Source organism: Rhodopseudomonas palustris (assembly GCF_003031265.1).
Taxonomy (GTDB): Bacteria; Pseudomonadota; Alphaproteobacteria; order Rhizobiales; family Xanthobacteraceae; genus Rhodopseudomonas; species Rhodopseudomonas palustris_H.
On sequence record NZ_CP019966.1, the window covers coordinates 4,807,501 to 4,826,178 of the forward strand.

Annotated in this window: 11 protein-coding genes, 2 tRNA genes, 2 rRNA genes and 1 riboswitch (1 of these 16 only partly in view); of the genes, 6 read left to right on the forward strand and 9 right to left on the reverse strand. The window is 63.6% G+C overall.

Annotation, left to right across the window (positions count from 1 at the left end):
* The 4 genes from RPPS3_RS22305 to RPPS3_RS22325 form a co-directional block, all read right to left on the reverse strand.
* Positions 1 to 442 (reverse strand): 23S ribosomal RNA (locus RPPS3_RS22305); it reaches 2,375 nt to the left of the window's first position.
* A gap of 408 nt (positions 443 to 850) precedes the next feature.
* A tRNA-Ala gene (locus tag RPPS3_RS22315) sits at positions 851 to 926 on the reverse strand.
* Positions 927 to 959: 33 nt separating this feature from the next.
* Positions 960 to 1,036 (reverse strand) — tRNA-Ile (locus RPPS3_RS22320).
* A 200-nt stretch (positions 1,037 to 1,236) separates the two neighbouring features.
* Positions 1,237 to 2,725, reverse strand: a 16S ribosomal RNA gene (locus tag RPPS3_RS22325).
* The 16S and 23S rRNA genes sit together here with 2 tRNA genes alongside, the layout of an rRNA operon.
* A gap of 950 nt (positions 2,726 to 3,675) precedes the next feature.
* On the opposite strand from RPPS3_RS22325, the gene RPPS3_RS22330 reads away from it, so the two are divergent.
* Both RPPS3_RS22330 and RPPS3_RS22335 read left to right on the forward strand, forming a co-directional pair.
* Positions 3,676 to 5,718 (forward strand): M23 family metallopeptidase, encoded by a 2,043-nt coding sequence (locus tag RPPS3_RS22330; RefSeq protein WP_205502747.1) that lies wholly within the window; start codon positions 3,676 to 3,678, stop codon positions 5,716 to 5,718.
* Between the two features lie 148 nt (positions 5,719 to 5,866).
* Positions 5,867 to 7,495: an SMP-30/gluconolactonase/LRE family protein gene (locus RPPS3_RS22335; RefSeq protein ID WP_107346001.1), complete on the forward strand. Its 1,629-nt coding sequence runs from the start codon at positions 5,867 to 5,869 to the stop codon at positions 7,493 to 7,495.
* Positions 7,496 to 7,645: 150 nt separating this feature from the next.
* Here RPPS3_RS22335 and clpB read toward each other — a convergent pair whose 3' ends face one another.
* A complete protein-coding gene (gene clpB / locus RPPS3_RS22340) occupies positions 7,646 to 10,285 on the reverse strand; it encodes an ATP-dependent chaperone ClpB (RefSeq protein WP_107346002.1) in 2,640 nt (879 codons plus the stop codon).
* A 225-nt stretch (positions 10,286 to 10,510) separates the two neighbouring features.
* On the opposite strand from clpB, the gene RPPS3_RS22345 reads away from it, so the two are divergent.
* On the forward strand, positions 10,511 to 11,299 hold the full coding sequence (locus RPPS3_RS22345) for an MOSC domain-containing protein (protein ID WP_107346003.1): 789 nt from the start codon (positions 10,511 to 10,513) through the stop codon (positions 11,297 to 11,299).
* A 149-nt stretch (positions 11,300 to 11,448) separates the two neighbouring features.
* Here RPPS3_RS22345 and RPPS3_RS22350 read toward each other — a convergent pair whose 3' ends face one another.
* From RPPS3_RS22350 to metX, 3 genes are all read right to left on the reverse strand, one after another.
* On the reverse strand, positions 11,449 to 12,195 hold the full coding sequence (locus RPPS3_RS22350; protein ID WP_107346004.1) for a TIGR02594 family protein: 747 nt from the start codon (positions 12,193 to 12,195) through the stop codon (positions 11,449 to 11,451).
* Between the two features lie 221 nt (positions 12,196 to 12,416).
* Positions 12,417 to 13,112, reverse strand: coding sequence for a methionine biosynthesis protein MetW (metW, locus tag RPPS3_RS22355; protein ID WP_107346005.1), 696 nt, complete (start codon positions 13,110 to 13,112; stop codon positions 12,417 to 12,419).
* A gap of 2 nt (positions 13,113 to 13,114) precedes the next feature.
* The gene (gene metX / locus RPPS3_RS22360) at positions 13,115 to 14,317 is read right to left on the reverse strand and encodes a homoserine O-acetyltransferase MetX (RefSeq protein ID WP_199852168.1); all 1,203 of its coding nucleotides are present in this window, start codon (positions 14,315 to 14,317) and stop codon (positions 13,115 to 13,117) included.
* A gap of 104 nt (positions 14,318 to 14,421) precedes the next feature.
* Positions 14,422 to 14,501: riboswitch (SAM riboswitch) on the reverse strand.
* Positions 14,502 to 14,670: 169 nt separating this feature from the next.
* On the opposite strand from metX, the gene RPPS3_RS22365 reads away from it, so the two are divergent.
* The 3 genes from RPPS3_RS22365 to RPPS3_RS22375 are packed head-to-tail and all read left to right on the forward strand — an operon-like array spanning position 14,671 to position 17,594.
* Positions 14,671 to 15,516 carry a chorismate mutase gene (locus RPPS3_RS22365; RefSeq protein WP_107346007.1) on the forward strand — a complete coding sequence of 282 codons (846 nt, stop codon included), beginning with the start codon at positions 14,671 to 14,673 and terminating at the stop codon, positions 15,514 to 15,516.
* A gap of 42 nt (positions 15,517 to 15,558) precedes the next feature.
* Positions 15,559 to 16,656 carry a histidinol-phosphate transaminase gene (gene hisC / locus RPPS3_RS22370; protein WP_107346008.1) on the forward strand — a complete coding sequence of 366 codons (1,098 nt, stop codon included), beginning with the start codon at positions 15,559 to 15,561 and terminating at the stop codon, positions 16,654 to 16,656.
* Positions 16,653 to 17,594 carry a prephenate/arogenate dehydrogenase family protein gene (locus tag RPPS3_RS22375; protein ID WP_107346009.1) on the forward strand — a complete coding sequence of 314 codons (942 nt, stop codon included), beginning with the start codon at positions 16,653 to 16,655 and terminating at the stop codon, positions 17,592 to 17,594. Before hisC ends, RPPS3_RS22375 begins: the two co-directional genes overlap by 4 nt.
* Before the next feature lie 229 nt (positions 17,595 to 17,823).
* Here the strand turns inward: RPPS3_RS22375 and RPPS3_RS22380 are convergent, their stop codons facing one another.
* Complete coding sequence (locus RPPS3_RS22380) at positions 17,824 to 18,666, reverse strand: helix-turn-helix transcriptional regulator (RefSeq protein WP_107346010.1); 843 nt, start codon at positions 18,664 to 18,666, stop codon at positions 17,824 to 17,826.
* Between the last annotated feature and the right edge of the window lie 12 nt (positions 18,667 to 18,678).

Here is an 18,678-nt window from a genome sequence, read left to right on the forward strand (position 1 = left end):
CACGTGTCCCGCCTTACTCGAGCATCAATGGTCGCATTACTTGTACGGGGCTATCACCCTCTAAGGCTCTGCTTTCCTGACAGATTCCAATTGTCTTCCAATGATGACTGGCCTGGTCCGCGTTCGCTCGCCACTACTAGCGGAGTCTCGGTTGATGTCCTTTCCTCCAGGTACTTAGATGTTTCAGTTCCCTGGGTTCGCTTGAAACCTCCTATGTATTCAGAGATCTCATACCTTCTCTTGATAACCGGAAATCCAAACCCTCACGCCTCTTTCGAAACGCAAGGCCTTGGAGTTCCGGCTATCGAAGGTGGGTTTCCCCATTCGGAAATCCACGGATCAAAGCTTCTTCGCAGCTCCCCATGGCTTATCGCAGCGTAGCACGTCCTTCATCGCCTCTCAGCGCCAAGGCATCCGTCGAACACCCTTAAGGCACTTGATTGCTCTCATTATCAATGTCCACACACTCGGCAGAATGTACTTGCGACACACCCCGAAGGGCCATCGTCGCAAACGGACATTGAATGAAAAGACCAGTTATTGCTTCGTAAGATCGAACCGATGGCGTGCGGTCAAGCTCGCCAACAAAGACCGTTTTACAACACGCAGGTCTTGCGACCGGCATGCGCCGAAAACGATCTGGAGATACGCGAACGGCGCCAAGTAGATTGCTCTACAAGACCCGAACCCGGATCGATCTCCTCTTCACGATGTCAGAAAACCCGCCAGGCTGCGCATTGCGCAAAGCCGGCGAATACAAGTTGCGGACGATGAGCCATCGTCGCTGTCCGGATGACAGCAACGAGGCGAAGCCGAGGTTACGATGATGTTCGTTCGATGATAGTCCATCTGGTGGAGCCAGACGGGATCGAACCGACGACCTCATGCTTGCAAAGCACGCGCTCTCCCAGCTGAGCTATGGCCCCGTAACCAGAAGACGAATGCAGCGCTCGACAAAATGGTGGGCCTGGGAAGACTTGAACTTCCGACCTCACGCTTATCAAGCGCGCGCTCTAACCAACTGAGCTACAAGCCCTCAGCACGAGAGGCCGCAAGCAAACCACCAGCCGGCAGACGCCAGGCCGATCGACTTGCGCGCACCCCAGGCGCGTGTTCGTCCGCGAAGAAAGAGAAACGAAGACGGCGAAATCCCGCCAATGAGGCTCGTATGACTTAGAGCCTCTGATGTTTCTAAAACAGGTCGATAACAGCAAGCTGTTGAAGACCCATCCTTAGAAAGGAGGTGATCCAGCCGCAGGTTCCCCTACGGCTACCTTGTTACGACTTCACCCCAGTCGCTGACCCTACCGTGGCCGGCTGCCCCCATTGCTGGTTAGCGCACCGTCTTCAGGTAAAGCCAACTCCCATGGTGTGACGGGCGGTGTGTACAAGGCCCGGGAACGTATTCACCGTGGCATGCTGATCCACGATTACTAGCGATTCCAACTTCATGGGCTCGAGTTGCAGAGCCCAATCCGAACTGAGACGGCTTTTTGAGATTTGCGAAGGGTCACCCCTTAGCTTCCCATTGTCACCGCCATTGTAGCACGTGTGTAGCCCAGCCCGTAAGGGCCATGAGGACTTGACGTCATCCCCACCTTCCTCGCGGCTTATCACCGGCAGTCTCCTTAGAGTGCTCAACTAAATGGTAGCAACTAAGGACGGGGGTTGCGCTCGTTGCGGGACTTAACCCAACATCTCACGACACGAGCTGACGACAGCCATGCAGCACCTGTGCTCCAGGCTCCGAAGAGAAGGTCACGTCTCTGCGACCGGTCCTGGACATGTCAAGGGCTGGTAAGGTTCTGCGCGTTGCGTCGAATTAAACCACATGCTCCACCGCTTGTGCGGGCCCCCGTCAATTCCTTTGAGTTTTAATCTTGCGACCGTACTCCCCAGGCGGAATGCTTAAAGCGTTAGCTGCGCCACTAGTGAGTAAACCCACTAACGGCTGGCATTCATCGTTTACGGCGTGGACTACCAGGGTATCTAATCCTGTTTGCTCCCCACGCTTTCGTGCCTCAGCGTCAGTAATGGCCCAGTGAGCCGCCTTCGCCACTGGTGTTCTTGCGAATATCTACGAATTTCACCTCTACACTCGCAGTTCCACTCACCTCTGCCATACTCAAGACTTCCAGTATCAAAGGCAGTTCTGGAGTTGAGCTCCAGGCTTTCACCTCTGACTTAGAAACCCGCCTACGCACCCTTTACGCCCAGTGATTCCGAGCAACGCTAGCCCCCTTCGTATTACCGCGGCTGCTGGCACGAAGTTAGCCGGGGCTTATTCTTGCGGTACCGTCATTATCTTCCCGCACAAAAGAGCTTTACAACCCTAGGGCCTTCATCACTCACGCGGCATGGCTGGATCAGGCTTTCGCCCATTGTCCAATATTCCCCACTGCTGCCTCCCGTAGGAGTTTGGGCCGTGTCTCAGTCCCAATGTGGCTGATCATCCTCTCAGACCAGCTACTGATCGTCGCCTTGGTGAGCCATTACCTCACCAACTAGCTAATCAGACGCGGGCCGATCTTTCGGCGATAAATCTTTCCCCGTAAGGGCTTATCCGGTATTAGCACAAGTTTCCCTGTGTTGTTCCGAACCAAAAGGTACGTTCCCACGCGTTACTCACCCGTCTGCCACTGACGTATTGCTACGCCCGTTCGACTTGCATGTGTTAAGCCTGCCGCCAGCGTTCGCTCTGAGCCAGGATCAAACTCTCAAGTTGGACTTGAACTTTGAACCGGCTGATCACAACGTTTGACGAGGTCCCACCATCACCAGCAATCCGAAGATCGCCGGTTCGTCGCAGCGCTTCACAGCGCTCGCGAACATGGTGTTTCCTTGAAAACGTGTACCGCCGAAGTCTTTCGTCCGGCCCCAATCCCAGAAAGCCGAAGCTTCCTAAAACCGAGACCCGCAAGGACTTCGCCGTCCACGTTTCTCTTTCTTCTTCTTCACTTGTCAAACAGCCCGAGATCCGAAGATCTCAACAAAGCCTGAGGTCACAGAGACCTTCGAGACTTCAACTCCTACACTTAATAGGAGTTTGGAAATCCAGACCGACGGCGAATGGCAACCGACAACTATCGGCTGCTGTTGCACTCATCGAATTCGATGGATGTTCCAGAGGCACGGAAGCTCGCTGGGGCCCGGAGGGCTCAGCGGCGCCGCGCTCAGTGGCCGTCTTATAGGCCCGCCCCCTTGGAGCTGTCAACGGCCTCGTCAGAAAAATGTCGTGCAGGTTGGGATGATTCAATTTCTGTAGTTTTCCCAAGGCTTTCTCGTCCCCAACGCCGCACTCAGGCCACATTCCGGAGGCGTTCTCCCCAGGCAGATCGAAAAAAACTGTTCGGCTCTCCGGGTCGGCGGACGGGGTCTTTGGGCCTCGGCGCGGCTCCTTCGGGTGAAGACAGCCGTCTTGGAGCAGCAGAGTGCGGCGATTGCCGCTTTCGATTGACGCAAATCGCCGGCGCCAGCACTTTGGCTGCCCGTGACAAGTGTCAGACCTGTGACTGTTGGCGTACGCCGTCAGAGGCGGACAAGCCGGCGGCAATCAGGTAGAAGGCTCCGGTCCGCGGGCGCGGAACGGAGACGTTTGATCGGCCGATGGCCTGATCGTTCAGACTAGCCGACCGGCCGCGAGCGCGGCCGATTGCGAAATCGGGGGACGACGGATTGAGCCAAAGGGTGTCACGCGGGCGCAGCACCGGGCGCGAGGTCGGCTATATCGACCTTGGTCACGAGCCGCCGCTTTCCGTCGACGGCTCCGAGGCCGCAGTCATCGATCGCCGACGCGTATCGGTGCAGTGGTTCAGCGGCACGATCCTCACCGGTCTCTGTGGTGCCGCGCTGATTGGCGGCGCGGTCTTCGCCTCGCTCGACGGCGAGACCACCTTCGCCAAAGCTCCCGAACTGGTTCAGGCCGCCCTCCGCGGCGCGTTCGGAGCCGACAAGACCGCCGCCCTGCATAAGAGCGACCGCCTGCCGCCGCCGAGCGAAGCCGCTTTGGCGCGCAGCGTGATCCGAGTCTCCACGGTTTCGCGGGTCGGCCAGCGCGACGTCGTCCGGGTCCGTCCGTTCGTCAAGATTTCCGGCAACCTGTCGCTGACCACCAGCGATCTGTCCGCCAAGATTCCCGCCTTCAATGCCCAGCGCATGCTGAGCGACGTCGGCGCCCCGGCGCAGAGCGCCGAAGATGCGCAGAATCCCGACGCGGTCGAACCCGACGCCGAAGTCTCCTTCGTCACCCGCGATCTCGGCACCGTGCTGCCGCGAGCCAAGATTGCCGGCCAGATCGCACCCGATGAAATCCTGATGCGCGTGCGCGACGCCGCGAACTGGAAGGGCAACAGCGGCGTTCGCTACGCCAGCGCCGCCGGCGATTTCGGCGGCGACGTCAAGCTCGCTTATGCCCCAGAAGGTCCGTCCGCCGATCCTTACGCCGGCTTCGAAACCCGGATCATCCCGGAAAACGTGACGCTGCTGCCGAAGACCAAGGAGCAGGTCACCGGCGGCAATCCGACCGGCGAACGAACTCACATCGTCAAGAAGGGCGACAGCGTCGTCTCGGTGCTGCGCGATCAAGGTGCCGCCGAAGAAGATGCCCGTGCGGTCGCCGCTGCGCTCGGCGCGCGCGGCCGCGACGGCGGCCTGAAGGAAGGCCAGAAACTACGCATCCTGATGGAATCGTCAGGCCCCGGCAAAGCGCCCCAACCGTTCCGCGTGATCGTCGCCAACGACTCCGCGGTCGAAGCGGTCGCAGCGCTCTCCGATCTCGGCCGCTACGTCGCCGTCGACGTTCAGAGCCTCAACACCGTCAGCGACACCGCCGACAACAGCGATGAGGATGAGGACGACGGCACCGGCGTCCGGCTGTATCAGTCGATCTACGAGACCGCGCTCCGCAACAAGGTGCCGCAGTCGGTGATCGACGACATGATCCGGATCTACTCCTACGACGTCGATTTCCAGCGCAAAGTCCAGGCCGGCGACTCGTTCGAAGTGTTCTACGCCGGCGACGACGAAACCACTTCCACGGTCGAAAAGAACGACGTGCTGTTCGCCTCCCTCACCGTTGGCGGCGAAACCAAGAAATACTACCGCTTCCAAACTCCCGACGACGCCGCAGTCGATTTCTACGACGAGACCGGCAAGAGCGCGAAGAAGTTCCTGGTCCGCAAGCCGGTCAATCAGGCGATCATGCGCTCCGGCTTCGGCGCCCGCCGCCATCCAATCCTCGGCTACGTCAAGATGCACACCGGCGTCGACTGGTCGACGCCCTACGGCACGCCGATCTTCGCCTCGGGCAACGGCGTGGTCGAAAAGTCCGGCTGGGAAGGCGGTTACGGCAAGTACATCCGCATCAAGCACGCCAACGGCTACGAGACCGCCTACGGCCATATGTCGGCGTTCGCCAAGGGCATGGAGCCCGGCAAGCGCGTTCGCCAGGGCCAGGTGATCGGCTTCGTCGGCTCGACCGGCCTGTCGACCGGCGCGCACGTCCACTACGAAATCATCGTCAACGGCCGCTTCGTCGATCCGATGCGCGTGCGCCTGCCGCGCGGCCGGTCGCTGGAAGGCCCGATGCTCGCCGGCTTCGAGAAGGAACGCGACCGGCTCGACGCGATGATGACCGGCCGCGGCGGCGGACGACTGGCGGAAGATCTCACCGCCTCGGCTCCGGTTCGCACCTCCTCCACCGCGCAAGCGCGGCGTTGATCTTCGCTTAGTTCATAGCCTGCCCTACCGCCGCGCAGCATTCCGCGGCGAGGAATCTGCTGCAGCGCGGCTTCGATTCCATTTGCCAACCTCCGAGCCCCGCCGAATACTCTCTCCATAACAACGAGAAGATCTCGGAGGGAATGCAATGAAGGGCAAACTTGCGCGCGGCGCGAGCGCGTTGACGATCGGCCTGCTGATGCTGTCCGCCGCACACGCCGACAGCTATCAGGTGACCAAGCTGGTCCCGGGCTCGGCGTTTCACGGCGTGCACGGCCTTGCCGTCGACAAGGCCGGCAAACTGTTCGCCGGCAGCGTCGCCGGCGCGGCGCTGTATGAGGTCGATCGCGCCGCCGGCACGGCCAAGATTGCGGTGCCGACGCCGGAAGGCATGGCGGATGATATCGCGATCGCGCCGGACGGCACGATGGCGTGGACCGGCTTCCTCACCGGCGATCTCTATGCACGCAAGGGCGACGGTCCGATCAAGAAGCTCGCCTCCGGCCTGCCGGGCATCAACTCGCTGGCCTTCCGCAAGGACGGGCGGCTGTATGCGACCCAGGTGTTTCTCGGCGACGCGCTGTACGAGATCGACGTCGAGGGCGCCAAGCCGCCACGCAAGATCATGGAGAAGATGGGCGGTCTGAACGGCTTTGAGTTCGGCCCCGACGACAAGCTATACGGTCCGTTGTGGTTCAAGGGACAGATCGTCAAGGTCGACGTCGACAAGGGCGAGCTCAGCGTCGTCGCCGACGGCTTCAAGGTGCCGGCAGCCGCGAATTTCGACTCCAAGGGCAATCTGTGGGCGCTCGACACGGCGCAGGGTCAGCTCGTCAAAATCGATCCGAAGACCGGCGCCAAGCAGATGGTGGCGCAGCTCAAGCCGTCGCTCGACAATCTCGCGATCGATGCCAATGACCGCATCTACGTCTCCAACATGGCCGACAACGGCATCCAGGAAGTCGATCCGGCAACCGGCGCGGCCAAGCAGGTGATCATCGGCAAGCTGGCATTTCCCGGCGGCATCGGCGTCGTGTCCGACGGCGGCAAGGACACCATCTATGTCGCCGACGTCTTCGCCTATCGCACCGTCGATGGCGCCAGCGGCGACGTGCGCGAAGTGGCGCGGATGCACGCCGACGGCACCACGCTCGAATATCCGATGAGCGCCACCGCCAAGGGCGACGAGGTGATCCTGTCGAGCTGGTTCACCGGCACGGTGCAGACGATCGACCGCAAGACCGGCCAGAGCCGCGACATGCTGCACGGCTTCAAGGCGCCGTACGATGCGATCCGGCTCGGCGACGGCAAGCTGCTGGTCGCCGAACTCGGCACCAAGTCGCTGGTCGAAGTCTCCGGCGAGCACGGCAAGGACCGCAAGGCGATCGCCACCGATCTGGCAGGTCCTGTCGGCCTGGTGCTCGGCAAGGACAATGCAGTGTATGTCAGCGAAGCGTTCGCCGGCCAGATCAGCAAGATCGATCCGGCGACCGGCGCCAAGACCGTCGTCGCCAAGGACTTGAAGATGCCGGAAGGCATCGCGCTGGCGCCATCCGGCAAACTGATCGTCGCCGAAGTCGGCGCCAAGCGCGTCGTCGAAGTCGATCCGTCCAGCGGCAGCGTCACCGAGATCGCCGGCAATCTGCCGATCGGCCTCGTCGGCGCGCCCGGCCTGCCACCGACCAACATGCCGACCGGCGTCGGTGTCGGCGCCGGCGGCACGATCTACGTGTCGTCCGACATCGAGAATGCGATCTACAAGATCGAGAAGAAGTAGGCCGAAACGCTACGTGCTCCGCAGCGATCACTGCGGAGCACGTCGTCAACTTCTCATCCTGTCATTGCGAGGAGCGAAGCGACGAAGCAATCCAGGCTCGGTCCACGGAGCCTCTGGATTGCTTCGCTACGCCCGCAATGACGACGCGCGTCAGTTCAGCATCCGCTTCGGCGGGCGTCCCGTGAACGGCTCGATGTCCGCGCTGTGCGGCGGCTTGCCGTTGAAGGTCAGCACGCCGCCTTCGGCCGAGATCGCGACGTGGTCGCCGTCCTTGACGGTGCCTTCCAGGATCATCTCGGCGAGCGGGTCCTGGACGCTGCGCTGGATCACCCGCTTCAGCGGACGGGCGCCGTAAGCCGGATCCCAGCCCTTCTCGGCCAGCCAGTCGCGGGCCGCAGCGTCGAGATCGAGCAGGATCTTGCGGTCCTCGAGCAGCTTGGTGAGCCGCGCGAACTGGATGTCGACGATCCGGCCCATCTCGCTCTTCTGCAAGCGGTGGAACAGGATGATCTCGTCGACGCGGTTCAGGAATTCGGGGCGGAAGTGCGCCCGCACCATTCCCATCACCTGCTCGCGCACCGCGCCGGTGTCCTCACCCTCCGCTTGAGCGACCAGATACTCCGAGCCGAGGTTCGAGGTCATCACGATCAGCGTGTTGCGGAAGTCCACGGTGCGACCCTGACCATCGGTCAGGCGGCCGTCATCGAGCACCTGCAGCAGCACGTTGAACACGTCCGGATGCGCCTTTTCGATCTCGTCGAACAGGATCACCTGATACGGCCGGCGCCGCACCGCTTCGGTCAGCACACCGCCTTCGTCATAGCCGACATAGCCGGGAGGTGCGCCGATCAGCCGGGCCACGGAGTGCTTCTCCATGAACTCCGACATGTCGATGCGGACCATCGCGGTCTCGTCGTCGAACAGATACTCGGCGAGCGCTTTGGTCAGCTCGGTCTTGCCGACGCCGGTCGGACCTAAGAACATGAACGAGCCCATCGGCCGGTTCGGGTCCTGCAGGCCGGCGCGCGCGCGGCGGACCGCGGTCGAGACCGCATGCACGGCTTCGAACTGCCCGACCACGCGCTGGCCGAGCTGCTCTTCCATCCGCAGCAGCTTTTCCTTCTCGCCTTCGAGCATCTTGTCGACCGGCACGCCGGTCCAACGCGACACCACCTGGGCGATGTGGTTGGCGGTGACCGCCTCCTCCACCATCGCGCCGGCGTTCTCGTTGGCTTCGATCTCGGCGATCTTCTTCTCGAGCTCCGGAATCCGGCCATAGGCGAGCTCGCCTGCGCGCTGATACTCGCCGCGGCGCTGCGCGTTGGCGAGTTCGATCCGCAGAGCGTCGAGTTCGCTCTTCAGCTTTTGGGCATCCGACAGCTTGTTCTTCTCGGCACTCCAGCGCTGGGTCAGCGCCGCCGACTTCTCTTCGAGATCGGCAAGCTCCTTCTCAAGCGTCACCAGGCGCGCCTTGGAGCCCGGATCGCTTTCCTTCTTCAGCGCCTCCTGCTCGATCTTGAGCCGCACGATTTCGCGGTCCATCGAGTCGAGCTCTTCGGGCTTGGAGTCGACCTGCATCTTCAGCCGCGCCGCGGCCTCGTCCATCAGGTCGATCGCCTTGTCGGGCAGGAAGCGGTCAGTGATGTAGCGGTTCGACAGCGTGGCCGACGCCACGATCGCCGAGTCGGCGATACGCACGCCGTGGTGCTGCTCGTACTTGTCCTTCAGGCCGCGCAGGATCGAGATGGTGTCCTCGACCGTCGGCTCAGTGACGAACACCGGCTGGAAGCGCCGCGCCAAAGCGGCGTCCTTCTCGACATGCTTACGATACTCGTCGAGCGTGGTGGCGCCGATGCAGTGCAGCTCGCCGCGGGCAAGCGCGGGCTTCAAGAGGTTCGACGCGTCCATCGCGCCGTCCGCCTTGCCGGCGCCGACCAGGGTGTGCATCTCGTCGATGAACAGGATGATGCCGCCCTCGGCCGCGGTGACCTCGGTGAGCACGGCCTTCAGCCGCTCCTCGAACTCACCGCGATATTTCGCGCCGGCGATCAGCGCGCCCATGTCGAGCGCAAGCAGCTTCTTATCCTTCAGGCTCTCCGGCACGTCGCCATTGAGGATGCGCAGCGCCAGGCCCTCGACGATCGCGGTCTTACCGACGCCGGGTTCGCCGATCAGCACGGGGTTGTTCTTGGTACGCCGGGACAGAACCTGGATGGTGCGGCGGATCTCCTCGTCACGGCCGATCACCGGGTCGAGCTTGCCGTCGCGCGCCGCCTGGGTCAGGTCGCGGGCGTATTTCTTCAGCGCGTCATAGGCGTTTTCAGCCGTCGCCGAATCCGCGGTCCGGCCCTTGCGCAGAGCGTTGATGGCAGCGTTGAGGTTCTGCGGGGTGACGCCGCCCTTGGTGAGCAGCTGGCCGGCCTCGCTGTCCTTATCCAGCGACAGCGCAAGCAGCAGCCGCTCGACGGTGACGAAGCTGTCGCCCGCCTTCTCGGCGGCCTTCTCGGCAGCGTCGAACGCCCGGGCGGTCGCCGGGGCCAGATAGACCTGGCCGGCGCCCGAGCCGGACACCTTCGGCATCTTGCCGAGCGCCTCTTCGGTCGCCTTCAGGATCGCACGCGAATTGCCACCGGCACGGTCGATCAGACCGCCCGCCAACCCTTCGGAATCGTCGAGCAGCACTTTCAGAATGTGCAGCGGCGAGAACTGCTGATGGCCCTCTCGCATCGCCAGCGATTGCGCCGACTGGATGAAGCCGCGCACACGTTCGGTATATTTCTCTACGTTCATTGGTTCGGTCCCTCAGCCTGCCCTCGGCGCCTTCGAAAAGCACGCCCGACGGCATCTTCATTGGGGTTCCGCCGGCCGCGCTGACATTCCTCAGCCGGGGGCGGTCGTCACCGTGCGGACCGCATCGGCTTGACGCAAATGTGGGCATCTGTTCCGGCAAACGGAAGGCCTCGGCTCACATTTTCGTGGGCTGCCGAAGCCGGCGCGATCCCTTAAAGACCCGCCATGACAGACCTTGCACTCGCCTCAGTCGCCTCGATCTATCGCTATCCGGTCAAGGGCTTGTCGCCCGAGCCGTTACCCACCGTCGCCCTGGATGTCGGCCAAACCTTACCCGGCGACCGGGCGTTCGCGATCGAAAACGGGCCGATCGGGTTCGACCCGGCCAATCCCCGCTACTTCCCCAAGATCAGGTTTCTGATGCTGATGCGCAACGAGCGGCTCGCCGCCCTGCGCAGCCGCTATGACGCCGCGACCGGCGAGCTCAGCCTCTCCCGCGACGGCGCCGAAGTGGCCCGCGGCGATCTTCGGACCGAACCCGGCCGGGCCGCGATCGAAGGGTTCTTCGCCGGCTATTGCGCCAACGAGCTGCGCGGACCGCCGAAGCTGCTGGCCGGCCAAGGCCACAGCTTCTCGGACGTCGCCCGCAAGGTGGTGTCGATCATCAACCTGGCCAGCGTCGCGGCACTGGAAGCCATGATCGGCCGCCCGGTCGATCCGCTGCGATTCCGCGGCAACCTCTATGTCCAGGGCTGGCCGGCCTGGCACGAATTCGACCTGATGGACCAGACGCTGCTGATCGGCAATGCCAAGCTCAAGGTCGTCAAACGCATCGTCCGCTGCGCCGCCACCAATGTCGACCCGCAGACCGCCGCCCGCGACATGGCGATCCCCGAGACCCTGCAGCAGAACCTCGGCCACGCCGATTGCGGGGTCTATGCCGAAGTGATCGAAGCCGGCGACCTCGCGCAGGGCGATGCGGTGCAGGTCGAGCAGGCGGTGCTGTTCGCGTAGCTTGCTTGCGAGATCGTACTCAACACCCCTGACGTCATCGCCGGGCTCGACCCGGCGATCCATCTTCTTCGAAGAGGCGCGCTCCGCGCGCGATGGATGCGCGGGTCGAACCCGCGCATGACGATCGCGTGCGGGGGAAGCTCCTCGCCTCAGCTCGACGGCATCACGTAGGCGTAGATGCGGCTCTTCGAATACACCGACTCGGCGACGCGGCGGCTGTGGTTACCGGACACCACGATCGGGTTGCCGTTCGCATCGATGCCGCTGACGACGCCGACATGGCCGCCGCGTTTGCCGCGCGACATCACCGCGATCGCACCGACCTGCGGACCGGAGATGCGCTGGCCGTAGCGCGCGAACGAGCTCGCCATGTCCGAACCGGTGCCCTGATGGCCGGTGCGCTCAAGCACCATGTTCATGAACCGCGCACACCACAGCGCGCGTCGGCCGGTCGGATTGCCGCTGCCGATGTAGCTGCGCGCAGCTTCCACCAGGCTCGAGCCCGTACCGCCGCCATTCCACGACTGCGTTTGGAAGTCCTGCTGCTGGGCGGCGAGGCGCTGACGACGACTGGTGCGCTTCTGCGTCGCGGGCTGCAGCTGCGGCTGCGCCATCGCGGCCGATACATCCATGGCCGGATCGTTAGCGGGGAAACCGAAAGCCGACGGCGCGACCTCCGCCTGCTGCTGCGCGATGCGGCCGTGACGGCGCCACGCGTGCGAGCGACGATGATGGTGCGCGTGACGAGACGCGGAGTGATGCGAATAGCTGGACGCGTGAGCGTGGTGACGATGCAGCGGCTTGGCCGATGCGGGAGCAGCGATCGCCGCGAGCGCCACGAACGACAGGGCGGCAGCGACGAAGCGGAACAATCCAAACGCAGAAAACACAACCATACAGACTCTCTCTCCGGAACTCCTCGAGACGCGCCGACCCGCACGGGCCGACATCGGGGTCGACGCGTTAATCGATTAGGGATGGCGAGAGGATGGCTTTGAGAAAGCGAGAGTCAGATTTTAGGGGAAATTTCGAGGAAATTTCATGATACGCAACATTTTTACACGTATCGCGTGCGGTAAACTGATCACCGCACGTATTAACGACTTATTAAGTACGACTAAGGTGCCACGTAGTCGGCGGCCTGCAGCGGCGGTTTTTTCTGCGCGCGGCTGAGCAAAAACACCCCCTGCTCACCGAACATATTCCAGAACCACCATGGCGCGTTCAGCCGCAGCGGCCGACCGTAACGGTCGAGCGCCACCGCGCGCTCCATCTTGACGCCGATCTCGTCGCACAGTCCGATGAAGTCCTTGATCGTACAGAAGTGAATGTTCGGCGTATCGTACCAAGTCGCCGGCAGGTTCTCGGTGCGCGGCATCTGACCGTGGATCAGCAGCTGCAGCCGCATGTTGATGTAGCCGAAGTTCGGAAACGACACGATCGCGCGGCGGCCGATCCGAAGTAGATTCTCCAGCACCTCTTTCGGCTGCCGCGTCGCCTGCAGCGTCTGCGACAGGATCACGTAGTCGAACGCATCGTCGACGTAGTGATCGAGGTCGGTGTCGGCGTCGCCCTGCACCACCGCAAGTCCGCGCGCGACGCAGCGATTGACGCCCTCGCGCGACAGCTCGATGCCGCGGCAATCGACGCCGCGGGATTCGAGGAGCTGCATCAGATCGCCTTCGCCGCAGCCGACGTCGAGCACCTTCGAGCCGGTCTCGACCATATCGGCGACCAGCAGATGGTCGGCGCGATGCACGCGCAGTTGCGGACGCGCGTGATCTTCCAGCGGCAAACCTTCCTGCACCGACATGATCAGTGCTCCGCCTTGCCGAGGCCGCGCGCAGTGCCGGCCGATTGCAGGAAAGCGCGCGCGATATCGATGAACTCCGGCTCGTCGAGCAGGAACGCGTCGTGCCCCTTGTCGGTGACGATCTCGGCGAACGAAACCCGCGCGCCGCCGGCGTTCAGAGCATGCACGATGGCGCGCGATTCCGAGGTCGGAAACAGCCAGTCCGAGGTGAACGACACGACGCAGAACCGCGTCTGCGTACCGCGGAACGCGGCAGCCAGCACGCCGTCATGGTCGGCCGCGATATCGAAGTAATCCATCGCACGGGTCAGATACAGATACGAGTTGGCGTCGAACCGCTCGACGAACGAAGAGCCTTGATAGCGCAAGTAACTCTCGACCTGAAAATCGGCATCGAACGAAAACGTCGGCAGATCACGATCCTGCATCTTGCGGCCGAACTTGCGATGCAGCGCTGCGTCCGACAGGTAGGTGATGTGCGCGGCCATCCGCGCCACCGCGAGTCCGCGATGCGGGAAGCATCCGTGCTCGAAGTAGCGGCCGTGCTGCCACTCCGGATCGGCCATCACCGCCTGGCGGCCGAGCTCATGGAAGGCAATGTTCTGCGCCGAGTGCCGGGTCGCGCAGGCGATCGCCAGCGCCGAGAACACTCGCTCGGGGAACGCCACCGACCATTGCAACACCTGCATGCCGCCCATCGAGCCACCGACGACGCAGAACAATTTGTCGATGCCGAGCCGGTCGATCAGCATCGCCTGGGCGCGGACCATGTCGGGAATGGTGATGACCGGGAAATCGAGGCCCCAGGCCTTGCCGGTGGCGGGGTTGGTGGAAGCGGGGCCGGTCGAGCCCATGCAGCCGCCGATCACGTTCGAGCAGATCACGAAATAGCGGTCGGTATCGATCGGCTTGCCGGGGCCGACCAGGGTCAGCCAGCCGCCGGGCTTGCCGGTAATCGGATGCACGTTGGCGATGTGCTGGTCCATCGTCAGCGCGTGGCAGACCAGGATGGCGTTGCTCTTGTCGGCGTTCAGCGTGCCGTAGGTCTGGTAGGCGATCTGGAACGGGCTGAGCTCGATGCCGCAGTCCAGCGGCAGCGGCTGGTCGGCCCCGAACTGCGCGATGAGCGAATGCGGGTGATCGACCTCCTGGGTCCGCTCGCCGGCGGCGATCTTCTGCCCCTTCACCGAATGGATATTCATCATACGCCTGCCAACGGCCTCGACATCCCGGGGACGCCCCGGTTCGACCTCAGATAAGAACGGCAGGGCGAATAAAAAACCCGGCCTGAACATTGGTTCGGCCGGGATCGGAACTGTCCCCGGCCTGTTTAGCGAGTTGTTTAACGTGGCTGCAAGCCGGCCGGCTCAAATGACCACGAGTTCTGGTCCGGACGATAATTGCAAAGCCGAAAGCCGTCAACACGACGGCCGCGCAGCCTGGCCCGGAAAGGATCAATGTTTCCTTTGCCTTCGCTGCCCCCGTTTCTTAAGCAGAAGGACGCACCGCGGCACCGCCGCGACTGCCGATCCCCGTTTCTGTCCGAGGTTCTGAAGCAATGACCAAGCCGCCCTCGCCGCCGTCGCTCGCCGACCTGCGCCAGGAGATCGACAGCATCGACGAGCAGGTGCACCAGCTGCTGATGCAGCGCGGCGAGATCATCGACCGGCTGATCGCGGTGAAGCAGACTCAGGAGGTTGGCTCGGCGTTCCGCCCGGCGCGCGAGGCCGACATGATGCGGCGCCTGGTGCAGCGGCACCACGGCATCCTGCCGCTCGACACCGTCGAGAGCATCTGGCGGGTGATCATCGCGACTTTTACCTATGTGCAGGCGCCGTTCTCGGTGCACGCCGACCAGTCGCTCGGCGAGTCGGCGATGCGGGACTCCGCCCGCTTCCATTTCGGCTTCACGGTGCCGTACGTCGCGCACTTCTCGGCTTCGGCGGCGGTCGAGGCGGTGGCGAAATCCAAGGGCGACCTGGCGCTGGTGTCGGCGACCTCGGGCAACAATCCGTGGTGGCTGGCGCTGGAAGCCGACGGCGCGCCGAAGATCATCGCCCGGCTACCGTTCATCGAGCGCGCAGACCACCCCGCCGCGCTGCCGGTCTTCGTGGTGTCCCGGGTCGCCGACAGCGCCATGGTCACCGAGGTCGAGACCTGGAGCATCCGGGTGTCGGGCTGGAGCGCCGATACCGCCCGGGCGCTGTCGCCGCTGGCCGACGTCGTGGCGGTGCCGGATACCGCTTTTGACGGCGCTGCCCTGCTGGTGTCGATCCCGGCGCCCGGCGGCCTCGATCAGATCAAGGCAGCCCTGATCGCAGCGGGGGCCTCCCTCCGTTCGTCGGCCCTCGTCGGCAGCCACGCAAGGCGCTATACGGTGCCCCCGAGCGGCAAGTCCGCGTAATTACCGGCTCTCAGCCGCCCGACGATTTTTCCGGAGTTGACGATGTCACGTCCCGTGCCGAATCCCGGCATCCTCGATATTGCGCCCTACACCCCTGGCAAGAGCCCGGTGGCCGAGCCCGGCCGCAAGGTGTTCAAGCTCTCGGCCAACGAGACCCCGTTCGGCCCGTCGCCGCACGCGATCGCGGCCTATAAGAGCGCGGCGGATCATCTCGAGGACTATCCGGAAGGCACCTCGCGAATTCTGCGCGATGCGATCGGCAAGGCCTACGGCCTCGATCCCGACCGCATCATCTGCGGCGCCGGCTCGGACGAAATCCTCAATTTGCTGGCGCACACTTATCTGGCGCCCGGTGACGAGGCGATCTCCAGCCAGCACGGCTTCCTGGTGTATCCGATCGCCACGCTGGCGAACGGCGCCAAGAACGTGGTCGCGCCCGAGAAGAACCTGACCACCGACGTCGACGCGATCCTGGCGGCGGTGACGCCGAACACCAAGCTGGTGTGGCTCGCCAACCCGAACAACCCGACCGGCACCTACATCCCGTTCGACGAGGTCAAGCGGCTGCGCGCCGGCCTGCCCAGCCACGTCGTGCTGGTGCTCGACGCCGCCTATGCCGACTACGTGATGAAGAACGACTACGAGCTCGGCATCGAGCTGGTCTCGACCACCGAGAACACCGTGCTGACCCACACCTTCTCCAAGGTGCACGGCCTCGCCGCGCTGCGCGTCGGCTGGATGTTCGGCCCCGCCAACATCGTCGATGCGGTCAACCGCATCCGCGGGCCGTTCAACGTTTCGGTGCCGGCGCAGCTCGCTGCGGTGGCGGCGATCCAGGACACCGGCCATGTCGAGCGCTCGCGCGCCCACACCGACAAGTGGCGCAACACCCTCGCCGAAGAGCTGCCGAAGCTCGGGCTGACGGTGACGCCGAGCGTGTGCAACTTCGTGCTGATCCACTTCCCGACCACCAAAGGCAAGACCGCGGCGGAAGCCGACGCGTTCCTGACCAAGCGTGGCCTGGTGCTGCGCGCGCTCAACAATTACGGCCTGCCGCATGCGCTGCGCATGACCATCGGCACCGACGAAGCCAACGCGCTGGTGCTGGAAAGCTTGCGCGAGTTCATGGGCCAGCCATGAACTCTGCGCCGATGTTTCGCAAAGTCGCGCTGATCGGCTTCGGCCTGATTGGTGGATCGATCGCGCGCGGCGCGAAGTCGCTGGGTCTTGCCGGCGAAATCGTCACCACCGCGCGTTCGGAATCGACCCGGGCGCGGGTGCGCGAACTCGGCATCGTCGACCGCGTGGTCGAGACCAACGCCGAAGCCGCTGACGGTGCCGATCTCGTCATCCTGTGCATCCCGGTCGGCGCCTGCGGCGATGTCGCCCAGGAGATCGCGCCGCATCTGAAGCACGGCGCGATCGTCTCCGACGTCGGCTCGGTCAAGGGCGCGGTCGTGAAGGCGATGGCGCCGTATTTGCCGGAGGACATTCACTTCGTGCCGGCGCATCCGGTCGCCGGCACCGAGAACTCCGGCCCGGATTCCGGCTTCGCCGAGCTGTTCATCAATCGCTGGTGCATTCTGACGCCGCCCGAAGGCACCAACGCCGAAGCGACCGAAAAGCTCGCCGCGTTCTGGCGCGCGCTCGGCGCCAATGTCGAGATCATGACGCCCGACCACCACGACCTGGTGCTCGCGGTGACCAGCCATCTGCCGCATCTGATCGCCTATACGATCGTGTCGACCGCCGAAGAACTCGAAGGCGTGACGCAGTCGGAAGTGCTGAAGTTCTCCGCCGGCGGTTTCCGCGATTTCACCCGCATCGCCGCGTCCGACCCGACGATGTGGCGCGACGTGTTCCTGACCAACAAGGACGCGGTGCTGGAGATGCTCGGCGAATTCCAGGAAGATCTGTCGAAGCTGACCCGCGCTATCCGTCGCGGCGACGGCGACGCGCTGTTCGAACACTTCACCCGCACCCGCGCCATCCGCCGCGGCATCGTCGAGATCGGCCAGGACGAAGCGGCTCCGGACTTCGGGCGACGGCACAAGCAGCTCGGCCAAGGGGCGGAGTAGGACGCGGAGTAACAAGTCGGCGCGTCCGCCTCTTGCTCCGATCGTCCCAGCCTTTTGCTCCCTCGTCGTCGCCGGGCTTGCCCCGGCGACCCATCACTTGAACGATGGCGATCATTGCAGATCGAAGTGGTCGTGGACTGATGCGCGCCGCGCCGAAGGGGATTGGCCAAGAGATTGCGGTTAGCACGGCACCGCTTTGGCAGTCGGGTCGCTGGCGGGACCAACGAGCTCAAGGAGCAGTCGCCACGATCTCCTCGAATGCAACACTCAGGGGATGATCGGCGACAGCGGCGTAGTACACCAGCCGGAGATGCTTCTCCGCGTCCACGATGAAGGACGAATGATCGAAGGTGACCGGCCCGATCCCGTCGAGCAGAAAGCTCCTTCGGCCCTCGCATTTGCCATGAACGTCGTGTCGTCGCCATAACATCGTGAACGCAGGCGATACGGCCTCGAGGCTCTCCACCAGACTCAGCATGGCGACATCCTCGGGCGCTTGAGCGAAGTCGCGCCTGAAGCTCGCCAGCACCTGTGGCGCCTGCGCCGTCCAGTCGAGCATGCGACCGCTCAGGCGGTCGTCGCCGAACAACATCCAGAGCATATTGCGCTCCGATGGATCGCGATCGGCGAAGCCGAACAGTTGTTGTGCCGCGACGTTCCAACCGATCACATCCCAGCGCAGGTTGAGGATGAAAGCGGGCCGGAGCGTCAGATCGTCAAGCAGGCGGCGGACCAACGGAGACAGCTCGCACCATGCGTGACCGGCCATCGGTGGCGGGCGCTGATGGGCAAGCAGAAACAAATGCCTGCGCTCGACCTCGTCAAGTTTCAGAACACGCGCGACGTTGTCCAGAAAAGTCGCCGACACCTTGATGGTACGGCCTTGTTCAAGCCACGTGTACCAGGTGATGCCAACGCCAGCCAGCGCGGCCACTTCCTCGCGGCGCAGTCCCGGCGTGCGGCGCCGTTTGCCCGACGGCAAGCCGACATCGAGCGGCGACAGGCTCTCTCGTCGCCGGCGCAAGAAATCCGCCAATTCGACGCGTGTCCGATCAAGACGGCTATCGATCATATCGCTCTCAGT